At 41.8% G+C, this 18605-nt stretch carries 18 protein-coding genes; 11 read left to right on the top strand and 7 right to left on the bottom strand.

The annotated features are described in order from the left end of the window. The first annotated feature begins 38 nt into the window (after positions 1 to 38). The gene (locus AC1HJP_RS16260; protein WP_480362696.1) at positions 39 to 362 is read left to right on the top strand and encodes a hypothetical protein; all 324 of its coding nucleotides are present in this window, start codon (positions 39 to 41) and stop codon (positions 360 to 362) included. Here the strand turns inward: AC1HJP_RS16260 and AC1HJP_RS16255 are convergent. The 7 genes from AC1HJP_RS16255 to ftsY all read right to left on the bottom strand — a co-directional run bounded on the left by AC1HJP_RS16255 (position 322) and on the right by ftsY (position 7961). Then, a complete protein-coding gene (locus AC1HJP_RS16255) occupies positions 322 to 1560 on the bottom strand; it encodes a cyclic di-GMP phosphodiesterase (RefSeq protein WP_480362695.1) in 1239 nt (412 codons plus the stop codon). The two genes, AC1HJP_RS16260 and AC1HJP_RS16255, sit on opposite strands and share 41 nt — an antisense overlap. A gap of 168 nt (positions 1561 to 1728) precedes the next feature. Beyond that, a complete protein-coding gene (rraB, locus tag AC1HJP_RS16250) occupies positions 1729 to 2064 on the bottom strand; it encodes a ribonuclease E inhibitor RraB (RefSeq protein WP_480362694.1) in 336 nt (111 codons plus the stop codon). Continuing rightward, complete coding sequence (locus tag AC1HJP_RS16245) at positions 2042 to 2776, bottom strand: 1-acylglycerol-3-phosphate O-acyltransferase (protein ID WP_480362693.1); 735 nt, start codon at positions 2774 to 2776, stop codon at positions 2042 to 2044. The genes rraB and AC1HJP_RS16245 overlap by 23 nt, the downstream gene beginning before the upstream one ends. A 132-nt stretch (positions 2777 to 2908) precedes the next feature. Further along, on the bottom strand, positions 2909 to 3772 hold the full coding sequence (gene rpoH / locus AC1HJP_RS16240) for an RNA polymerase sigma factor RpoH (protein ID WP_058030946.1): 864 nt from the start codon (positions 3770 to 3772) through the stop codon (positions 2909 to 2911). Positions 3773 to 4052: 280 nt separating this feature from the next. Then, the gene (gene ftsX / locus AC1HJP_RS16235; protein ID WP_480362692.1) at positions 4053 to 5039 is read right to left on the bottom strand and encodes a permease-like cell division protein FtsX; all 987 of its coding nucleotides are present in this window, start codon (positions 5037 to 5039) and stop codon (positions 4053 to 4055) included. Continuing rightward, positions 5036 to 5713 (bottom strand): cell division ATP-binding protein FtsE, encoded by a 678-nt coding sequence (ftsE, locus tag AC1HJP_RS16230; protein WP_349285457.1) that lies wholly within the window; start codon positions 5711 to 5713, stop codon positions 5036 to 5038. Before ftsE ends, ftsX begins: the two co-directional genes overlap by 4 nt. Before the next feature lie 70 nt (positions 5714 to 5783). Then, positions 5784 to 7961 carry a signal recognition particle-docking protein FtsY gene (ftsY, locus tag AC1HJP_RS16225; protein WP_480362691.1) on the bottom strand — a complete coding sequence of 726 codons (2178 nt, stop codon included), beginning with the start codon at positions 7959 to 7961 and terminating at the stop codon, positions 5784 to 5786. A gap of 183 nt (positions 7962 to 8144) precedes the next feature. On the opposite strand from ftsY, the gene rsmD reads away from it, so the two are divergent. The 10 genes from rsmD to AC1HJP_RS16175 all read left to right on the top strand — a co-directional run bounded on the left by rsmD (position 8145) and on the right by AC1HJP_RS16175 (position 18601). Continuing rightward, positions 8145 to 8732 carry a 16S rRNA (guanine(966)-N(2))-methyltransferase RsmD gene (gene rsmD / locus AC1HJP_RS16220; RefSeq protein WP_480362690.1) on the top strand — a complete coding sequence of 196 codons (588 nt, stop codon included), beginning with the start codon at positions 8145 to 8147 and terminating at the stop codon, positions 8730 to 8732. Positions 8733 to 8871: 139 nt separating this feature from the next. After that, positions 8872 to 9087 (top strand): 30S ribosomal protein S21, encoded by a 216-nt coding sequence (gene rpsU, locus AC1HJP_RS16215; protein ID WP_010362466.1) that lies wholly within the window; start codon positions 8872 to 8874, stop codon positions 9085 to 9087. Positions 9088 to 9108: 21 nt separating this feature from the next. Further along, a complete protein-coding gene (locus AC1HJP_RS16210; RefSeq protein ID WP_480362689.1) occupies positions 9109 to 9555 on the top strand; it encodes a GatB/YqeY domain-containing protein in 447 nt (148 codons plus the stop codon). 74 nt (positions 9556 to 9629) lie between these two features. Further along, the gene (dnaG, locus tag AC1HJP_RS16205) at positions 9630 to 11369 is read left to right on the top strand and encodes a DNA primase (RefSeq protein WP_480362688.1); all 1740 of its coding nucleotides are present in this window, start codon (positions 9630 to 9632) and stop codon (positions 11367 to 11369) included. 118 nt (positions 11370 to 11487) lie between these two features. Continuing rightward, positions 11488 to 13323, top strand: a complete 1836-nt coding sequence (gene rpoD / locus AC1HJP_RS16200) for an RNA polymerase sigma factor RpoD (protein ID WP_480362687.1) — start codon at positions 11488 to 11490, stop codon at positions 13321 to 13323. 68 nt (positions 13324 to 13391) lie between these two features. Beyond that, on the top strand, positions 13392 to 14270 hold the full coding sequence (gene prmA, locus AC1HJP_RS16195; RefSeq protein WP_480362686.1) for a 50S ribosomal protein L11 methyltransferase: 879 nt from the start codon (positions 13392 to 13394) through the stop codon (positions 14268 to 14270). Between the two features lie 278 nt (positions 14271 to 14548). Continuing rightward, positions 14549 to 15520 (top strand): tRNA dihydrouridine synthase DusB, encoded by a 972-nt coding sequence (dusB, locus tag AC1HJP_RS16190; protein WP_480362685.1) that lies wholly within the window; start codon positions 14549 to 14551, stop codon positions 15518 to 15520. A gap of 15 nt (positions 15521 to 15535) precedes the next feature. After that, positions 15536 to 15826: a DNA-binding transcriptional regulator Fis gene (gene fis / locus AC1HJP_RS16185; RefSeq protein ID WP_005491017.1), complete on the top strand. Its 291-nt coding sequence runs from the start codon at positions 15536 to 15538 to the stop codon at positions 15824 to 15826. A 259-nt stretch (positions 15827 to 16085) separates the two neighbouring features. Further along, the gene (gene purH / locus AC1HJP_RS16180) at positions 16086 to 17672 is read left to right on the top strand and encodes a bifunctional phosphoribosylaminoimidazolecarboxamide formyltransferase/IMP cyclohydrolase (protein ID WP_480362684.1); all 1587 of its coding nucleotides are present in this window, start codon (positions 16086 to 16088) and stop codon (positions 17670 to 17672) included. A 95-nt stretch (positions 17673 to 17767) separates the two neighbouring features. Then, positions 17768 to 18601 carry a class I SAM-dependent methyltransferase gene (locus tag AC1HJP_RS16175; RefSeq protein ID WP_480362683.1) on the top strand — a complete coding sequence of 278 codons (834 nt, stop codon included), beginning with the start codon at positions 17768 to 17770 and terminating at the stop codon, positions 18599 to 18601. Positions 18602 to 18605: the final 4 nt, after the last annotated feature.

Here is an 18605-nt window from a genome sequence, read left to right as displayed (position 1 = left end):
CCTTATCTTTTAAAGGAACATAAAACGGAGCCTTCATCATGTTCGTCATGCTTATTCTAGTCTCTTTGATGTTTGCAGGGTTAAGTGTTTATTGCTTTTGTAAAGCCAACTACTGTGCCTGTAATAAGGCAGGACAATGTGATAATCCTATCAACCTTTTCTGGTTAGGCACAATTTTAGCGGCACTCATTTCTTTGGCCTTTAGCTGCTTTGCACTCCATACTGAGCAAGGCACTATTTTATGGCTGATTATGATGACAAGCTGTCAACTCGGTGCGGTATTGTCTGCAAAATGGCAAGCTCTAACACGCTCCGAATCACCTAAACTAAAAGATGAGACCTTAACAGGCGGGATAAATTGAGCTCGTAATCACTAGGTCTAACACTGGCAACGACTTTAATTTCATCTTCAACTGCATGTAAATCAAGATCTTTTCCTGTGATATGATGCTTGTGCTTAGTGTTATAGAATACTTTCACCTTAGGTTTCATAGGCGATTGTTTATTCCCTTCAAGCACAAGTGCCAACCTATCATTAGTTAAACGTACAATGGTCCCAACAGGATGGACCCCTAAGCACTTTATAAACTTTTGCACTAACTGTGCATCAAATTGATGCTTGTTAGCCAGTAAGTAGCGCAGAGCATGAATGGGCTCTTCACCATTTTGATGAGGGCGCTCTGACGTCATTGCATCATAAACATCTACAATGGCCATCATTCTGGCTGGTTTGCTGATCTTAGGGCCCGATAAGCCTCTTGGGTAGCCTGAGCCGTCCACTCTTTCATGATGGTTTAAAATCATATCCATCACCAGCGGGCTGATCCCTGACTCCCCTTTTACCAACCCCAACGATTGCACCACGTGCTTCTTTAGCGCTTTAAACTCTAACTCGTTGAGGTTTTCAGTTTTATTGATGATCCCCTGAGGTAATTTTGTATGGCCTACATCATGTAACATCGCGCCAAGTGCTAACTGCTGAATTTGCTCATTTTTAATACCTAAGTACTTAGCAAACACACTCATTAAAATGGTGCAATTGATCATGTGACGCCAGTTGTAGCCATCTTTGTCTTTTAAGCGGCTCAAAATAGCCATCGCATTACTGTTACGTAAAACTGAGTCGACTATTTCATTGCTAACCTGGTTAAGCAGGGAAACATCGAGCTTTGCACCTATGGTTAGGTCGTTATATAAATTTTTTAATTGTTGAGAATGTTGATCAAATTGCTGACTTGCCTTGGCAAATTCTTGGTCTAAAGATTTTTCTGCGACAGAAGATTTGACCGCTTTTTTTATTTCAGAATGAGAGACTTTTTCAGATGTTTTGCTTTCTTCTTTTTTTGGGGCTGGTCGATACTTTTCTGGAACTTCAATATCACTTTGAGCAAAGTCTATTTTTAATTCCGTCACGCCTTTGGAAAGCAACTGGGCAATAATCGCCTGATCCCGCACCATACCACGGGACTTTATTTTTATTTTGGCATCGCTGCGCTGTTTGCATACACTATCTACAAACATCCCAGGTTGTAATTCAGAGATTGGCAAAGAAACCAGCATAAGCACATAAATTTAACAAATTAAATACAAGAATGGTTTGTATCATTTTTCAACGCAACCCGTCTATCTTTTAAACGAAATTTAATACATTCGCCCTAGAAAAATATTATAAAAAGTGCATTAAAAAAGGAGCTTTAGCTCCTTTTCATAACTTCTGGTGAGTTCATCCTACTCTTGGAAGTAAGTGCCCCAACCGTCATATTCGACTCTGCATTCAACTGCAAGCGCAGCTAACTTATCAACGTCTTCCATAATAACGTCAACATCTAATTCAGCTTCAACAACAACATCAAAACCCCAGATCTTACTGCCATCTTCAAGCTCTAGTTCTGCAGGGTCTTCTACGTCATAGCCAAGTTTAAATGCAGCTAGTGCCGCTTCTTCTAATTGCTTAAAATCTTCACTTACAAAGTGGTGTTCAACTTCGTAAAGTTTTTCAGCTGAAGAGCCGTCTTCAATTAAAGACTCGACGATTTCTTCACTAATTTCGCGCCAGTTTTCCATTATCTTCTTTTACCTTGTCATCAAGTTGTGCAATACGTTCAGCCATTAGCTTATGAGTTGCACTAGCATGGTCTCTGGCACTGATTTCTTTATCAAGGGTGATCGGTGCCAATACATCAATATAGATTGTACCATTGTCCCAACGATTTAGCTTAATAGTATCATGGGTTGAATTCATACAAACTGGTACGACAGGCACCTCTGCATTCATTGCGGTATGAAATGCACCGGTTTTAAACGGTAACAAGCCTCGTCCATAGCTTCGAGTCCCTTCTGGAAACATCCAAACAGATAAACCATTTTCTTTAATTTTTGCTACCGATTTGCCCAAAGTGCCCATTGCTTTAGAACGGTTGCCTCGGTTAATAAGAATATTACCTGAAAGCCAATATAGCTGACCAAAAAATGGGATCCACTTTAAGCTGTGTTTACCCATACTCACGGTATTTTCAGGAACTGCCGCAGGTAGGGTGAATAGGTCATAGTTGTTTTGGTGGTTTGCTACATAAATGGCAGGGCCAACTTTTTTAGCACTTGGTTCGACATTAATTTCTAACTTAACCCCTACCACTGTCGACATTTTGCCAAACCAGCTAGCAATAATATGCACATTGTTTCTATGAAAAGGTCTAATGATTGAGAGCAATAAACCAAAAACACAACTCAACACAATAAATAGCGCCATAGCTATTACACGTAAAACAGCTAACAAAACCCATACTCCTATTTAAATCAGCACGGCATTATAATCAATTAGCGAACACTTGTAAGCTCAATTGTAATTTTATTGCGGGCATAAAAAATGCCGCTAAATTTAGCGGCATTTTGTGAAATTTTTTGTAGTTTAGTGCATTGCTGACTGCAGCTTCTTCATTGCTGATTTTTCAAGCTGTCTTACTCGTTCAGCTGACACATTATATTTAGCAGCTAAATCCTGTAAGGTAGCCTTTTCATCAGCTAACCAACGTGAGCTAATGATATCTTGAGAGCGCTCATCCAAGGTTTTTAATGCTGCAAATAAGCGATTTTGAGATTGCTCTTGCCATTGCTCTTCTTCAACAACATCAGCCAAATCACCACTTTGATCTGTTAAATACTGTACAGGAGAGAAGCTACTTGCTGGCGCATCATCATTATCATCAGATGTTAAGTCGAAGCCCATATCTTGGCCACTCATACGAGATTCCATCTCACGTACTTCTTTTTCACTAACACCTAACTCGTTAGCAACAGTCGCCACTTCGTCTTGGTTAAACCAACCTAGACGCTTCTTATTCTTACGTAGGTTGAAGAATAATTTACGTTGCGCTTTAGTCGTCGCAACTTTTACGATACGCCAGTTTTTCAATACATATTCATGGATCTCAGCCTTAATCCAATGAACAGCAAATGAAACTAAGCGAACACCTACTTCAGGGTTAAAGCGCTTTACTGCTTTCATTAAACCGATGTTTCCTTCCTGGATTAAATCTGCTTGCGGCAGACCATAACCCGCATAGCTTTTAGCGATGTGCGCTACAAAGCGAAGGTGAGAAACAATAAGTTGCTTAGCAGCTTCTAAATCACCATCTTGATGTAAGCGAGTCGCTAGTGCTTTCTCTTGCTCAGCATCAAGCATAGGAATTTGGCCTACAGTTTGTAAGTAGCCATCTAAACTTGCGCTTTGTTGTCCTGTTGTCAGGGCCATTGCGTAAATATCGTTACTCATTTTTCACCTCAGTGATAAACATTTTAGCTGATTTTAGCACTCTCACCTCAAGAGTGCTAACACCTATATAATACTTTTCTGTTCTTAATTGCAAGGAGTTTTATTCAATTTTGGAATTAAAAAAATAAACCAATGATAAATATAGAAAAAGTGATTATTGAAATAAATTTAAAAGTGTTTCAAGTTATGAATCTAACGCAATGATATGACAGATAAATGACAATTAAGCTCATAAAAGTTGCTGAGAGCGCTAATTTTAGCACTCTCTATTTATCTTAAATTAAACTTTGTCTGGCTCTATGTCTTTAATATATTTTCTAACAGAAATATAAGAACCACTAAAGCCAAGACCAACTGCTAGTGAGAGTAAAATTAATAACTCGTTGCCATTTAAGCCGGTCAATACAAAATTACTTTGATAAACACCTGCTACCATAGCCACTGCTGACTCTAGCCACCATAGCATCATGACCACACTCATGAATGCGACAAATCCACCTATTACGCCATACCATATACCAGTCCAGATAAATGGCGTATGAATAAAAGCATTTGTTGCACCAACCAGTTTTAAAACTTGGATCTCTTCTTTCTTATCCATGATAGATAAGCGAATGGTATTACCTATAATAAGTATCACTGCACTGAGTAGTAATAAGCCCACTGTAAATACACTTTCTTTTAAAAGACTTAAAAGTGCGTTCAAGCGCTCTAACCAGGCAATATCTAGTTTACCGAATTCGACCTCTCTTTCAGCTTCAAGTTTAGCCAGGAGTTGCTGAGCAGCTTGCGGCTTTCTATAGCGCACGGTCGGCGTCACTAGCACCACATTCGGCAATGGGTTTTCATCTAGGTAATCTAACGCCTGCCCAAAGCCTGATACTTGTTTAAATTCTTTTAGAGCTTGAGACTTCGAAATATAACTGACGCTCTCAATCTCTGGATAGAGTGCTAAACGTTTTACCAATGTCTGCGTTTGCGCATCATTGAGCTCTTCTTTTACGAATAATGATATCTCAGCAGCATCACTAAACCCACTACTCACTTGTTGTACGTTTTTCACTACCACATATAAAGTCGCTGGTAAGGTTAAGCTCAACCCTAATACCAAAATCGTCATTAAAGAGGCGATTGGCGTTCGCCACATCTCACCTAAACTATTTACACCTTGGCGAATAAAGTTCAGTAGCGAAAAATACAGTGCGCTAATGCCATTACGGTTATTGCTACCACCTTGGGAGTTACGACTTTTAAAAAGTAAACTCATAACACCCCCTGCGCTAATGGATCTGTGATTAAGCGACCATGATCCAAAGTGAGACTTTTATACTTCATTCTAGCGATTAGCCCCAAATCATGGGTGGCGATTAACACAGCGGTGCCATGCCGATTGAAATCTTCGAACAGCTTGAGAATTTCCATTGATAATTCTGGGTCTAAGTTACCCGTTGGTTCATCTGCAAGTAATAAAGGTGGAGAATTTACGATAGCACGCGCAATCCCGACACGTTGTTGCTCACCGCCAGATAAAGTACTGGGCTGACATTTTACTTTATTTAAAAGTCCCACTTTATCTAACGCAGCATGAACACGTTTGGTGATATTTTTGTGGTGCATCCCTTCAATCACTAATGGCAGCGCCACATTATCAAACACGTTATACCTATCTAACAGTCGGTGGTTTTGGAAAATAATCCCAATATCACGGCGTACGTAGGGGATTTGTCGATTTTTGACAACGTTTAAGTTAACGCCATTAATGTATACATGACCCGCTGACGGCCTTTCCATGACGCTAATAAGCTTTAACAGCGTACTTTTACCAGCTCCACTGTGGCCAGTTAAAAACGCTAGCTCACCATCAGCTAATTCAAAACTGACTTTTTCTAACGCTCTATGGCCGCCAGGGTAAGTCTTACTTACATTTTCAAATCGGATCATGTCAGGCCTTCACTATCTTTTATTATTTTGAGACCAAAAAGGGAGCAAACACTCCCTTTTATTTCTTTGGTTAATCGTCTTGGCTAAATAGCGCTTCGATAAAATCATCACTCTTGAAAGTTCTCAAGTCATCAATGCCTTCACCGACACCAATATAACGAATAGGGATCTGAAACTTATCGGCAACAGCAAAGATAACACCACCTTTCGCGGTGCCATCTAGCTTAGTTAAAGTAATACCTGTTAAACCCACCGCTTTATTAAATAGATTAACTTGGCTGATGGCATTTTGACCAGTACCCGCATCTATGGTTAGCATGACTTCATGCGGCGCATCAGGGTCTAACTTCTTCATAACGCGCGCAATTTTTTCAAGCTCTTGCATTAAGTTGTCTTTATTCTGAAGACGACCCGCAGTATCGGCAATTAGCACATCAACATTACGTGCTTTCGCAGCTTGGAAAGCATCAAATACCACTGATGCACTATCAGCACCTGTATGCTGAGCAACGACTGGAATATCGTTACGCTCACCCCAAACCTGTAGCTGCTCTACTGCTGCCGCACGGAAAGTATCACCTGCAGCCAACATCACTGACTTACCTTCTTGTTGGAACTGCTTGGCAAGCTTACCAATTGTCGTTGTTTTACCAACACCGTTTACGCCCACCATTAAAATCACAAATGGTTTTTTATCCGCATTAATTTCTAATGGCTTTTCTGCAACTTTTAGCATTTCTGCCATTTCTTGCTTCATTAAGTCGTAAAGCGCTTCACCATCTTTGAGTTGCTTCCTGTCAGCAGCATCTGTCAGGTTGTCGATGAGTTTCATGGTTGTATCGACACCTAAATCAGCGGTAAGCAGTTGCGTTTCTAGATCCTCAAAAAGCTCATCATCAATTTTCTTTCCTTTAAAGATAGAGGCGAAACCAGAGCCAATATTTGCTTTTGTCTTTAAAAGACCTTTTTTAAGGCGAGAAAAGAAACCTTCTTTTTTAGGCTTTTCCGCTTTGGCTTTTTCTTGAGCTAGTTTTTCTGATTCTAAACGTGCTTGTTCAGCCGCTTCTGCTTCACGTGCTAAACGTTCTGCTTCTTCACGTTCGGCTTGTGCTTTAGCAATACGTTCTTGTTCTAGCCTTTCAGCTTCTAAACGCGCTTGCTCAGCCGCTTCTGCTTCACGAGCTAAACGCTCTGCTTCTTCACGTTCAGCTTGTTCTTTAGCAATACGTTCTTGCTCTAGCCTTTCAGCTTCTAAACGTGCTTGTTCTGCCGCCTCTGCTTCACGCGCTAAACGCTCTGCTTCTTCACGTTCAGCTTGTTCTTTAGTAATACGTTCTTGCTCTAGCCTTTCAACTTCTAAACGCGCTTGCTCAGCCGCGTCTGCTTCACGTGCTAAACGCTCTGCCTCTTCACGTTCGGCTTGTTCTTTAGTAATACGTTCTTGTTCTAGTCTTTCAGCTTCTAAACGTGCTTGCTCAGCCGCGTCTGCTTCACGTGCTAAACGCTCTGCCTCTTCACGTTCGGCTTGTTCTTTAGCAATGCGTTCTTGTTCTAGCTTTTCAGCTTCCAAACGCGCTTGCTCAGCCGCGTCTGCTTCACGTGCTAAACGCTCTGCCTCTTCACGTTCGGCTTGTTCTTTAGCAATGCGTTCTTGTTCTAGTCTTTCAGCTTCTAATCGAGCCTGCTCGGCCGCCTCAGCCTCACGAGCTAACCGTTCAGCTTCTTCACGCTCCGCTTGCTCCTTTGCAATGCGCTCTTTCTCGGCTTTTTCTTGTGTTAACTTCTCAGCTTCTAATCGAGCCTGCTCAGCCGCTTCAGCCTCACGAGCTAAACGTTCCGCTTCTTCACGCTCCGCTTGCTCTTTTGCAATGCGCTCTTTCTCGGCTTTTTCTTGTGCTAACTTCTCAGCTTCTAATCGAGCCTGCTCAGCAGCTTCGGCCTCACGAGCTAAACGTTCCGCTTCTTCGCGCTCGGCTTGCTCTTTTACAATGCGCTCTTGTTCAGCTTTTTCTTGTGCTAATTTCTCAGCTTCTAATCGAGCCTGCTCAGCTACCTCAGCCTCATGAGCTAAACGTTCTGCTTCTTCACGCTCCGCTTGCTCTTTTGCAATACGTTCTTGCTCGGCTTTTTCTTGCGCCAACTTCTCAGCTTCTAATCGCGCCTGCTCTTCTGCTTGTTGAGTCTTTTGTTGCTCTTCGTCTTTTTTGCCAAAACCTAACCAAGACAGAAATTTATTCTTTTTTCCCATACCCGCTAAATACCATATAGATAAAGTCTGATAAACTAACTCACTCTGGTAGAACAAAGCTTTTCGTTAGCTAATAAGAGTTGTACTGAAAACTTTGCCCAGTGTATCACGTAACACTAGGTAGTAAAAATGCTGCCTAGGTTAATTTAAGCACCAAATAACAATCAGTTTGATGTCAAAAGCATGAGAAAAAAATCAGCACCTCAACGAACCAACAATAATGGCTTTATTAGGATCATTAGTGGCCAATTCCGCGGCAGAAAGTTACCTGTTAGTGATTTAGAAGGACTGCGCCCAACGACTGATAGAATCAAAGAAACGGTGTTTAACTGGTTAATGCAAGATACCAGAGGTGCCAATGTACTTGATTGCTTTGCAGGGTCTGGCGGCTTAGGGTTTGAATGTTTATCACGATTTGCAGCACATGCAACCTTTATCGAACTAAATAAAAAGGCAGCTGAACAATTAAAAAACAATGCCAATACCTTAAAACTAGATAATACAAACATAATAAACACGAGTGCCATTGAGCACTTAACTATTGAAAATCAAGGTGCTAAGTTTAATTTGGTTTTTGTTGACCCACCTTTTAGAAAAGGGCTTGCCGAACCAAGTTGCCACTTACTCGAGCAGAATAAATGGCTTGCTGATGAGGCATTAATCTATGTTGAAGTCGAAAAAGAATGTACTTTTGATGCCCCTGAGAATTGGCAAGTATTAAAAGAAAAACAAGCAGGACAAGTACTTTGCAGGCTTTATCAGCGAAATTAAGAAAATGCTAAGTAATTTGCTAAAATTTAGTCTTTACACGCGGTAATGCTTCGGCTTACAATACCGCACCATTTTTGAACCACGTGGTCATTATTTGATCAGATGAGCTTAGCTCATAAATTAGGTAGGTGAATTTTTAATGCCAGTAATTAAAGTAAGAGAGAACGAACCGTTTGACGTAGCACTTCGTCGTTTCAAGCGTTCATGTGAAAAAGCAGGTATCCTTTCAGAAGTTCGTCGTCGCGAGCACTATGAAAAGCCAACAGCAGAGCGTAAGCGTAAAAAAGCTGCTGCAGTAAAGCGTCACATGAAGAAGCTTTCTCGCGAAAACGCACGTCGCGTTAAATTATACTAATCTGTTTTTGGTCTTGTATAAATGAGCCTTTTAATACAGCTAAAAGAAGCACAAAAAGAATCTATGAAAGCAAAAGACAAGGTTCGCCTTGGTGCTATTCGTATGGTTCTTGCTGAAATCAAGCAGCGTGAAATTGACAATAAAACGACACTAGATGATGCAGGTATTACCTCTGTTTTAGTTAAGTTAGTTAAACAGCGCCGTGATTCATACACCCAGTATAAAGATGCGGGTCGTGATGATTTAGCCGAAATTGAAGCCAATGAAATTGAAGCGCTTGAAGCTTTCTTACCTCAGCCTTTGACTGAAGAAGAAATTTTAGCTTTGATTGATGCTGCAATCGCCGAATCAGGCGCAGCAGGTATGCAAGACATGGGTAAAGTTATGGGTCTAATCAAAGCAAAAGCAGAAGGTAAAGCCGATTTAGGTAAAGTTTCTGGTTTAATTAAGCAAAGATTAAGCGCATAATCCCTCATACTGATAGTATGTTTAAGTAAACCGAGCCATGCGCTCGGTTTCTTCGTATAAGCTCTAGAGTATTTATGGCAGGAAAAATTCCCAGACAATTTATCGACGAACTGCTCGATAGAACCGATATTGTTGACCTGATTGATAATCGGATTGGCCTAAAAAAAGCAGGCAAAGATTACCAAGCATGCTGCCCTTTTCATAACGAGAAAACGCCCTCATTTACTGTCTCTAGAGATAAACAGTTTTACCACTGCTTTGGTTGTGGCGCTAACGGTAACGCCATTTCATTTATGATGGACTACGACAAACTTGAGTTTGTTGATGCCATTGAAGAACTCGCTGCACTTTTAAACCTCGAAGTACCACGTGAGCAAGGTTCAGGTAAACCTGAACGCAGCATGCAAGAGAAAAAGTCTGATTATGACTTAATGTTGCAAACTGCAAAATTCTTTCAACACCAGTTGAAACATCATAAAAATGCCACGCAAGTCATCGACTATGTCAAAGGTCGGGGTTTATCTGGTGAGACGGTTCAAAAATATCTCATTGGTTATGCCCCGGACGAATGGAATGCATTAGGTGATCAACTTGCTCGCAATCCTGCACAAAAGCAACAACTACTCGAGTTAAAACTCGCATCAGAAAAAACACCTGGCAAACAATTCGATTTTTTCCGCAATAGGTTGATGTTCCCTATTCGTGATAAGCGTGGCCGTGTCGTTGCTTTTGGTGGACGAGTTATGGGCGATGATCAAGGCCCTAAGTATTTGAACTCGCCTGAAACACGTATTTTCCACAAAAGTCTTGAGTTGTATGGCTTATACGAAGCAAAGCAAGCAAATAGTAAGCTTGAAAAAATGCTCATTGTTGAAGGCTATATGGACGTTGTGGCATTAGCCGAACAAGGCATAAGTTACGCAGTAGCAGCACTAGGCACAGCCACAACACCTGAGCATATGCAGACCCTATTCAGAACAACCGATTTAGTCATTTGTTGTTATGACGGTGATAGAGCCGGTCGCGATGCTGCTTGGCGGGCACTAGAGAACGCTTTGAGCAATTTGAAAGACGGCAAGTCTTTGCGCTTTGTATTTTTGCCCGATGGTGAAGATCCAGATTCACTGGTGCAAAAAGAAGGCAAAGACGCATTTGAATCTCGCCTTGATCAAGCTGAAGATTTTTCCAAAGTACTGTTTCGCAAATTACTAGAAAATTGCGATGTCACGTCCGATTCAGGTAAAGCCAAGTTAATGAGCGATGCATTACCGCTTATTTCTAAAGTGCCCAGCGAGTTCTATCAAGAAAACCTGCTAGAAACATTGGCAAAGCTGATCGGCCGAACCAAAGAGCAGCTCGCTAAAAAAGTCGATAACCCAAATGAGCAACTTTCAATAGAAAGAAAGTTCAAAGTGACCCCTATGCGTGGTGCTATTGGTTTATTGCTACAGCACCCTAAGCTTGCTAGTAGTGTTGAGTATATGCCTGAGCTTGCCGAAATGGCCATTCCCGGCATTCAACTGCTGCTCAACATACAACACTTGTGTTTGCAAAATAATGACATAACGACGGCACAGCTGCTCGAGCAATACCGAGATACACCTGAGTTTGACGCCTTAAAAAAACTGGCTGTTTGGCAACATGGTGTAGCCGATGAAAAGTTGGAAGATTATTTTAAAGATTCTTTTCAGTTTATTGAAAACCAGTGTTTAAATTACCGACACGAGACCTTATTAATAAAAGACAAAACCGACGGTTTAAGTAGAGATGAAAAACTCGAGCTTGCGTTATTAACTCAGGCACTTAAACGTTAGAATGACTAGCGAACATTAATCATTGCTGTTATAATGTTCTATTCACGTGCGTCTAGCTTAAATGCTGTAGTGCTAGCGCCTGTTGTATCAACTTATCAGAGTGGAAGCATAATTCTCTATGGATCAATCTCCTCAGTCACAACTCAAACTTCTGATTCAGAAAGGTAAAGAACAAGGTTACTTAACGTTTGCAGAAGTTAACGATCACCTTCCACAGGACATCATAGATTCAGATCAAGTAGAAGACATCATTAGTATGATCAATGACATGGGTATCAAGGTTGCTGAAAATGCACCAGATGCCGATGAACTAATGATGCAAGAAACTACGACAGACGAAGATGCTGCTGAAGCAGCCGCTGCCGCACTTGCAACTGTGGAAAAAGAAATCGGTCGTACTACCGACCCGGTACGCATGTACATGCGTGAAATGGGTACTGTTGAACTACTTACACGTGAAGGCGAAATCGAAATCGCTAAGCGTATTGAAGAAGGCATCAACCAAGTACAAATCTCAGTTGCTGAGTACCCTGAAGCAATCACTTACCTGCTTGAGCAATGGGATAAATTTGAAGCTGAAGAAATTCGTCTGAGCGATATTATTTCTGGTTTCTTTGACCCAGATGCTGAAGAGACTCAAATCTCGGCTACACACATCGGTTCAGAATTAAGCGAAGAAGAGCTTGATGATGAAGACGATGACTCAGACGATGAAGACGAAGAAGAAGCAGATACAGGTCCAGATCCTGAAGAAGCACGCGAAAACTTCGAAAAGCTTCGCGAACTTTATAGTGCTGCACGCGTTATCTTTGAAACAAAAGGTCGTGCTCACCCTGATGCACAAGTTGCAATCACTGAAATTGGTGACCACTTCCGTACTTTTAAACTAGTACCTAAGCAATTCGACCGCATGGTTAATAACATGCGTGAAATGATGGACAAAGTACGTGTTCAAGAACGTATTGTCATGAAGCAAGTGGTACAAATCGCTAAGGTACCGAAGAAGACTTTTGTTAAGCACTTTGCTAACAACGAAACTGACATGGCTTGGGTTGACGCAGAAATTGCTGCTAACGAAAAGTACTCAGTAAAATTACAAAACGTTAAACCTGAAGTAGAGCGCTGTATCAACAAGCTTAAAGCTATTGAAGAGAGTACAGGTTTAACAATTGAGCGTATCAAAGACATCAACCGCCGTATGAGTATTGGTGAAGCTAAAGCTCGCCGTGCGAAAAAAGAAATGGTTGAAGCGAACTTACGTCTTGTAATTTCAATTGCGAAAAAATACACCAACCGTGGCCTACAATTCTTGGACCTTATCCAAGAAGGTAACATTGGTCTAATGAAAGCAGTTGATAAGTTCGAATACCGCCGTGGTTATAAGTTCTCAACTTATGCGACTTGGTGGATCCGTCAGGCAATTACACGTTCTATCGCTGACCAAGCACGAACAATCCGTATCCCTGTACATATGATTGAAACGATTAATAAACTAAATCGTATTTCACGTCAGATGCTACAAGAAATGGGTCGTGAGCCAAGCCCTGAAGAGTTGGCAGAACGCATGATGATGCCTGAAGACAAGATCCGTAAAGTATTAAAGATTGCAAAAGAACCAATCTCAATGGAAACACCAATTGGTGATGATGAAGATTCACACTTAGGTGATTTCATCGAAGACACGACAATTGAGTCTCCGATTGATTCAGCAACGATGGAAAGTCTTCGTGGCGCAACAAACGAAGTGTTAGCAGGCTTAACAGCTCGTGAAGCAAAAGTACTTCGTATGCGTTTCGGTATCGATATGAATACTGACCACACATTAGAAGAGGTAGGTAAACAGTTTGACGTAACACGTGAGCGTATTCGTCAGATTGAAGCTAAAGCGCTTCGCAAGCTTCGCCACCCTTCACGCTCTGACTTATTAAAGAGCTTCTTAGACGTTAAAGGCTAAGAATAAAAAACTTATTTTGAAGGCCGCTATAAGCGGCCTTTTTATTAACTCATTATTTAGGAATACCCATGGCTTGGATCCAAATTCGCATTCACGCTAACAAAGAAAGCGCTGACCAAATCAGTGATTTACTTTTAGACGTAGGCTGTCCATCAGTCACTTTTATGGACGGCAGTAACACTCCGGTATATGAACCAAAGCCGGGCGAAGTCATCTTATGGCCAGAAACCATGGTGATTGGTCTGTTCGATGCTGCACACGATATGGACGTGGTTGTCGCTTATCTAAAGGCCAATGTTGCTGATACGCTCACTTACAAAATAGAACAGCTCGAAGACAAAGACTGGGAACGCGAATGGATGGATAACTTCCACCCAATCAAGTTTGGTGAGCGACTTTGGATCTGTCCTAGCTGGCGTGATATTCCAGAACCAGATGCCGTAAACGTATTGCTAGATCCTGGCCTTGCATTTGGTACTGGTACACATGCAACAACCGCCCTTTGTTTAAAATGGCTAGAAAGCCAAAATTTGACGGGTAAAACAGTTGTCGATTTTGGTTGTGGCTCGGGTATTCTTGGCATTGCTGCAATCAAACTTGGTGCTGAGCGAGTTATTGGTATTGATATTGACCCGCAAGCATTAATTGCGTCTAAAGATAATGCAGAGCGTAACGGCGTGGCCGACCAACTTGAAGTATATCTGCCTGAAAACCAACCTGAGTTTCATGCTGATATTGTAGTAGCAAATATTCTTGCTCAGCCACTTCGTGAATTACATGAAATCATTCTTGGCTTCTTAAAGCCAACAGGTGCGATTGCCATGTCAGGTATTTTAGAAGAGCAAGCACAATCTGTTGCTGATGTTTATGCACCATTTATTGACCTTGAAGCCATTGCGCAAGAAGGGGAATGGACGCGCGTAAGTGGTCAAATGAAAGCAAGTTAAACAAAATGCTCTGTCTGTAGAGTTAGTAACTTGTAACAGCTAAAGCCTGTGTTTAACAGGCTTTACGAATTTTTCACTTTCATGACCTAAATTAATTTTCTTCACACACGCTGTTTTTGCTCAAAAATCCCCCAATAAGAAAGCCCCTTCAAACTGTTATCAAAAGTCAAGATATAAAGTTCAAAAAAAAAGCAATAATGTTCAATTATTAGCCTTTGATTTTTTCAAAAAAAACCGTAAACTTAGCGCCCCTTGAAACGAGGCAAATTTGGATAGCAGTGCGTATAGGTCCATACCAACTTGAAAACAACTTGATTGTAGCCCCGATGGCTGGGATCACTGATAGACCATTCAGACAATTATGTCGTCGAATGGGTGCCGGTCTTGCGGTGTCAGAAATGATGTCTTCAAATCCAAAAGTATGGAAAACAGATAAATCGATGAACCGTATGGATCATTCTGGTGAGTCTGGTATTCGCTCTGTACAAATTGCAGGTGCCGATCCTGAGTTGATGGCACAGGCAGCCCAGTTCAATGTAGATAACGGTGCGCAGATCATAGATATCAATATGGGCTGCCCCGCGAAGAAAGTGAATAAGAAATTAGCAGGCTCTGCATTATTGCAGTATCCACAACTGGTTGAAGAAATTGTTCAAGCAGTTGTCGCAGCTGTTGATGTACCGGTGACATTAAAGATCCGTACTGGCTGGGATACCGATAACCGCAATGGTGTTGAGATTGCAAAGATAGCTGAACGTAATGGAATTGCTTCTTTGGCTGTGCATGGTCGCACGCGTGCTTGCATGTACAAAGGAGAAGCTGAATATGCCACGATTCGGGATATTAAACGTTCAATATCAATTCCTGTGGTTGCCAATGGAGACATTACCTCTCCAGAGAAAGCGAAACAGGTACTGGAATATACGGGCGCAGATGCCATTATGATTGGTCGAGCCGCCCAAGGTCGTCCTTGGATTTTCCGAGAGATAGATCATTATTTGCGAACCGGAGAGCATATGCTTGCACCAGAATTATCTGAAGTGCAAAGTATATTGATGGAGCACTTAGTAAACCTTCATCAATTCTATGGGGAGCCGATGGGGGCGCGCATCGCACGCAAACATGTATCTTGGTATTTGCAGGCCCATGACCAAGAAGGTCAATTTAGGCGAGTATTTAATGCCCTTGAAACGCCAAATGAGCAAATCGAGGCATTAGAGCAATACTTTAAAACACTAGCAGCTAACTAAGAAAGAGACATAAAGATGTTCGAACAAAATGTGACTTCTCCATTTATTACTAACGCTCACGTTCAGTCACAAGAGAAACCGCAACCTTTGCGCGATGCAGTAAAAAAAGCTGTACACCACTATTTAAAACAGCTTAACGGTCAAGACGTACAAGACGTTTACGATCTTGTTCTTTCTGAGCTTGAAGCACCACTTTTAGAAGAAGTAATGACTTATACTCGTGGTAATCAAACTCGTGCTGCGATCTTACTAGGTATCAACCGCGGTACTCTTCGTAAGAAGCTTAAAAAGTACGGCATGAACTAATTTCAGTTTCTGCTTAATGCTTAATATAAAAAAGCGCCATAGGGTGCTTTTTTATTGCCTAAATTTTAACAATTTAGCGTTTCAATGTACTAACTCTTAAATTTCAAACATACACTCTTTGTGCAAAATACCAACAGTATAAATTCAGTTTTTCTCACCCTCTTCTCTGCCTTTTTAATCGTTTTCTCATTCATTTTAGGCTAAAATAGCGCACTTCTAAGCTAGCCCTTAAGTAATCATTGAGGAAACCCAAACCATCATGGATATACATCGTCCAATTCGTCGCGCGCTACTAAGCGTGTCAGATAAAACCGGTATTGTTGAATTTGCCCGCGCACTAAGTGCACAAGGCGTAGAAGTACTTTCAACTGGCGGTACGTTTAAACTACTAACAGAGAACGGCATTGCTGCCACGGAAGTATCTGACTACACAGGTCATCCAGAAATTATGGATGGTCGAGTAAAAACCCTTCACCCGAAAGTACATGGCGGGATCTTAGGTCGTCGCGGCCAAGACGAAGGCGTGATGGAAGAAAACAACATTTCAGCTATCGATATGGTTGTTGTTAACCTTTACCCATTTGCACAAACTGTTGCAAAAGAAGATTGTACTTTAGAAGATGCGATTGAAAACATCGACATCGGTGGTCCAACTATGGTTCGTGCTGCAGCGAAAAACCACAAAGACGTGACTATCGTTGTAAACGCATCAGATTACGATCGCGTTATTGCAGACATGCAAGCAAACGAAGGTTCTACGACGTACCAAACACGTTTTGACCTTGCAATTGCAGCATACGAGCACACAGCACAATACGACGGTATGATTGCCAACTACTTCGGTAAAATGGTCCCTGATTACACTGAAGAAGCCGCTGTTGAGACTAAATTCCCTCGTACTATCAACATGCAGTTCACTAAGAAGCAAGATATGCGTTACGGTGAAAACTCTCACCAAGATGCTGCTTTCTATGTTGAAAATAACCTTGAAGAAGCATCTGTTGCAACTGCAAAGCAACTACAAGGTAAAGCACTTTCTTACAACAACATCGCTGATACTGACGCAGCGCTTGAGTGTGTAAAAGAGTTCGACAAGCCAGCTTGTGTTATCGTTAAACACGCAAACCCATGTGGCGTAGCGGTAGACGAAGACATTCTTGCGGCATATGACCGTGCTTTCAAAACAGACCCTACGTCTGCATTCGGTGGCATCATCGCATTCAACCGTGAACTAGATGCAAACACGGCAGAAGCGATTGTGTCACGTCAATTCGTTGAAGTGATCATCGCACCAAGCATCTCTGCTGAAGCGACGCAAATCGTTGCTGCTAAGAAGAACGTTCGTCTTCTTGAGTGTGGCGAATGGTCAAGCAAAACGACGCAAGCTGACATCAAACGTGTTAACGGCGGTATCTTAGTACAAGACCGTGACCAAGGCATGGTTGAAATGGGCGACCTTAAAGTAGTTTCTAAGCGTCAACCTACAGAGCAAGAACTAAAAGATCTAATGTTCTGCTGGAAAGTCGCGAAATTCGTAAAATCTAACGCAATTGTATACGCAAAAGACGGTATGACAATTGGTGTAGGCGCGGGTCAAATGAGCCGCGTTTACTCTGCGAAGATTGCTGGTATTAAAGCGGCTGATGAGAACTTAGAAGTTAAAGGTTCTGTTATGGCTTCTGACGCATTCTTCCCATTCCGTGATGGTATTGATGCCGCTGCTGAAGCGGGCATCACTGCGGTTATTCAACCAGGTGGTTCAATGCGTGACGAAGAAGTTATCGCGGCAGCTGATGAAGCTGGCATGGCGATGGTATTTACTGGCATGCGCCACTTCCGTCACTAATCGAGAGGCGCGAAACATTCATCGTTTCGCGCTTTTTCTTTCTCCCAATTTCAAGTAGTCTGCTTAAAACACACTCAAAGTGAAGGACATAAAAAATGAAATTCGGTTTAAAAACACTTCTCGCTGCTAGCATTGTTACTGCCATTGCTGGTTGTTCTGCAACAGGTTCATCAGCATCATCTAGCTCTGCTGAGTTAACCTCTGCTGTGGCTGATAATGCTCGCTCTGATAAGAATCGTGCCCGTGACCAATACCGTCGCCCAGCACAAACCCTTGAATTTTTTGGCCTTAAGCCAAATATGACAGTGGTTGAAATTGCGCCAGGTGGTGGTTGGTACTCGGAGATCTTAGCACCTGCTGTTAAGGGCCAGGGTACTTTCTATGCAGCGCACTTCCCTGCTGATTCAAAAGTAGGTTATTACCAGCGCTCACTGGCTGGTTTTAAACAAAAAGTTGCTGAAGATGCACGCTTTAGCGAAGTAAAAATTACCGAGTTTGCCCCTGTCACTCACTCAGACATTGCTCCTGCGGGCTCTGCTGACATGGTTTTAACCTTCCGTAATGTACACAACTGGTACATGCGCGGTGGCGAAGACAGCACTTTAAGTGCATTTAAAGCATTTAATAAAGCGCTTAAAACGGGTGGTATCTTAGGTGTTGTTGAACACCGTTTACCTGAACACCGTGCCGACGAAGACCAAAAGTCATCAGGGTATATGAAGCAAAGCTATGTTATAGAAGTTGCTAAAAAAGCAGGTTTTGAATTGGTAGAAGCAAGCGAAATTAACGCTAACCCACTTGATAGCGCTAATCACCCGAAAGGTGTTTGGACATTGCCACCACGTTTAGCTTTAGGTGAAGAAAAAGCTGAGCAATATAAGGCAATTGGGGAAAGCGATCGCATGACCCTAAAATTCAAAAAGTTATAATAGG

This window comes from Pseudoalteromonas sp. NFXS53, from assembly GCF_056629255.1.
Note: the sequence above shows the minus strand (reverse complement) of the source record. Positions and strands in the feature narration are given on the sequence as shown.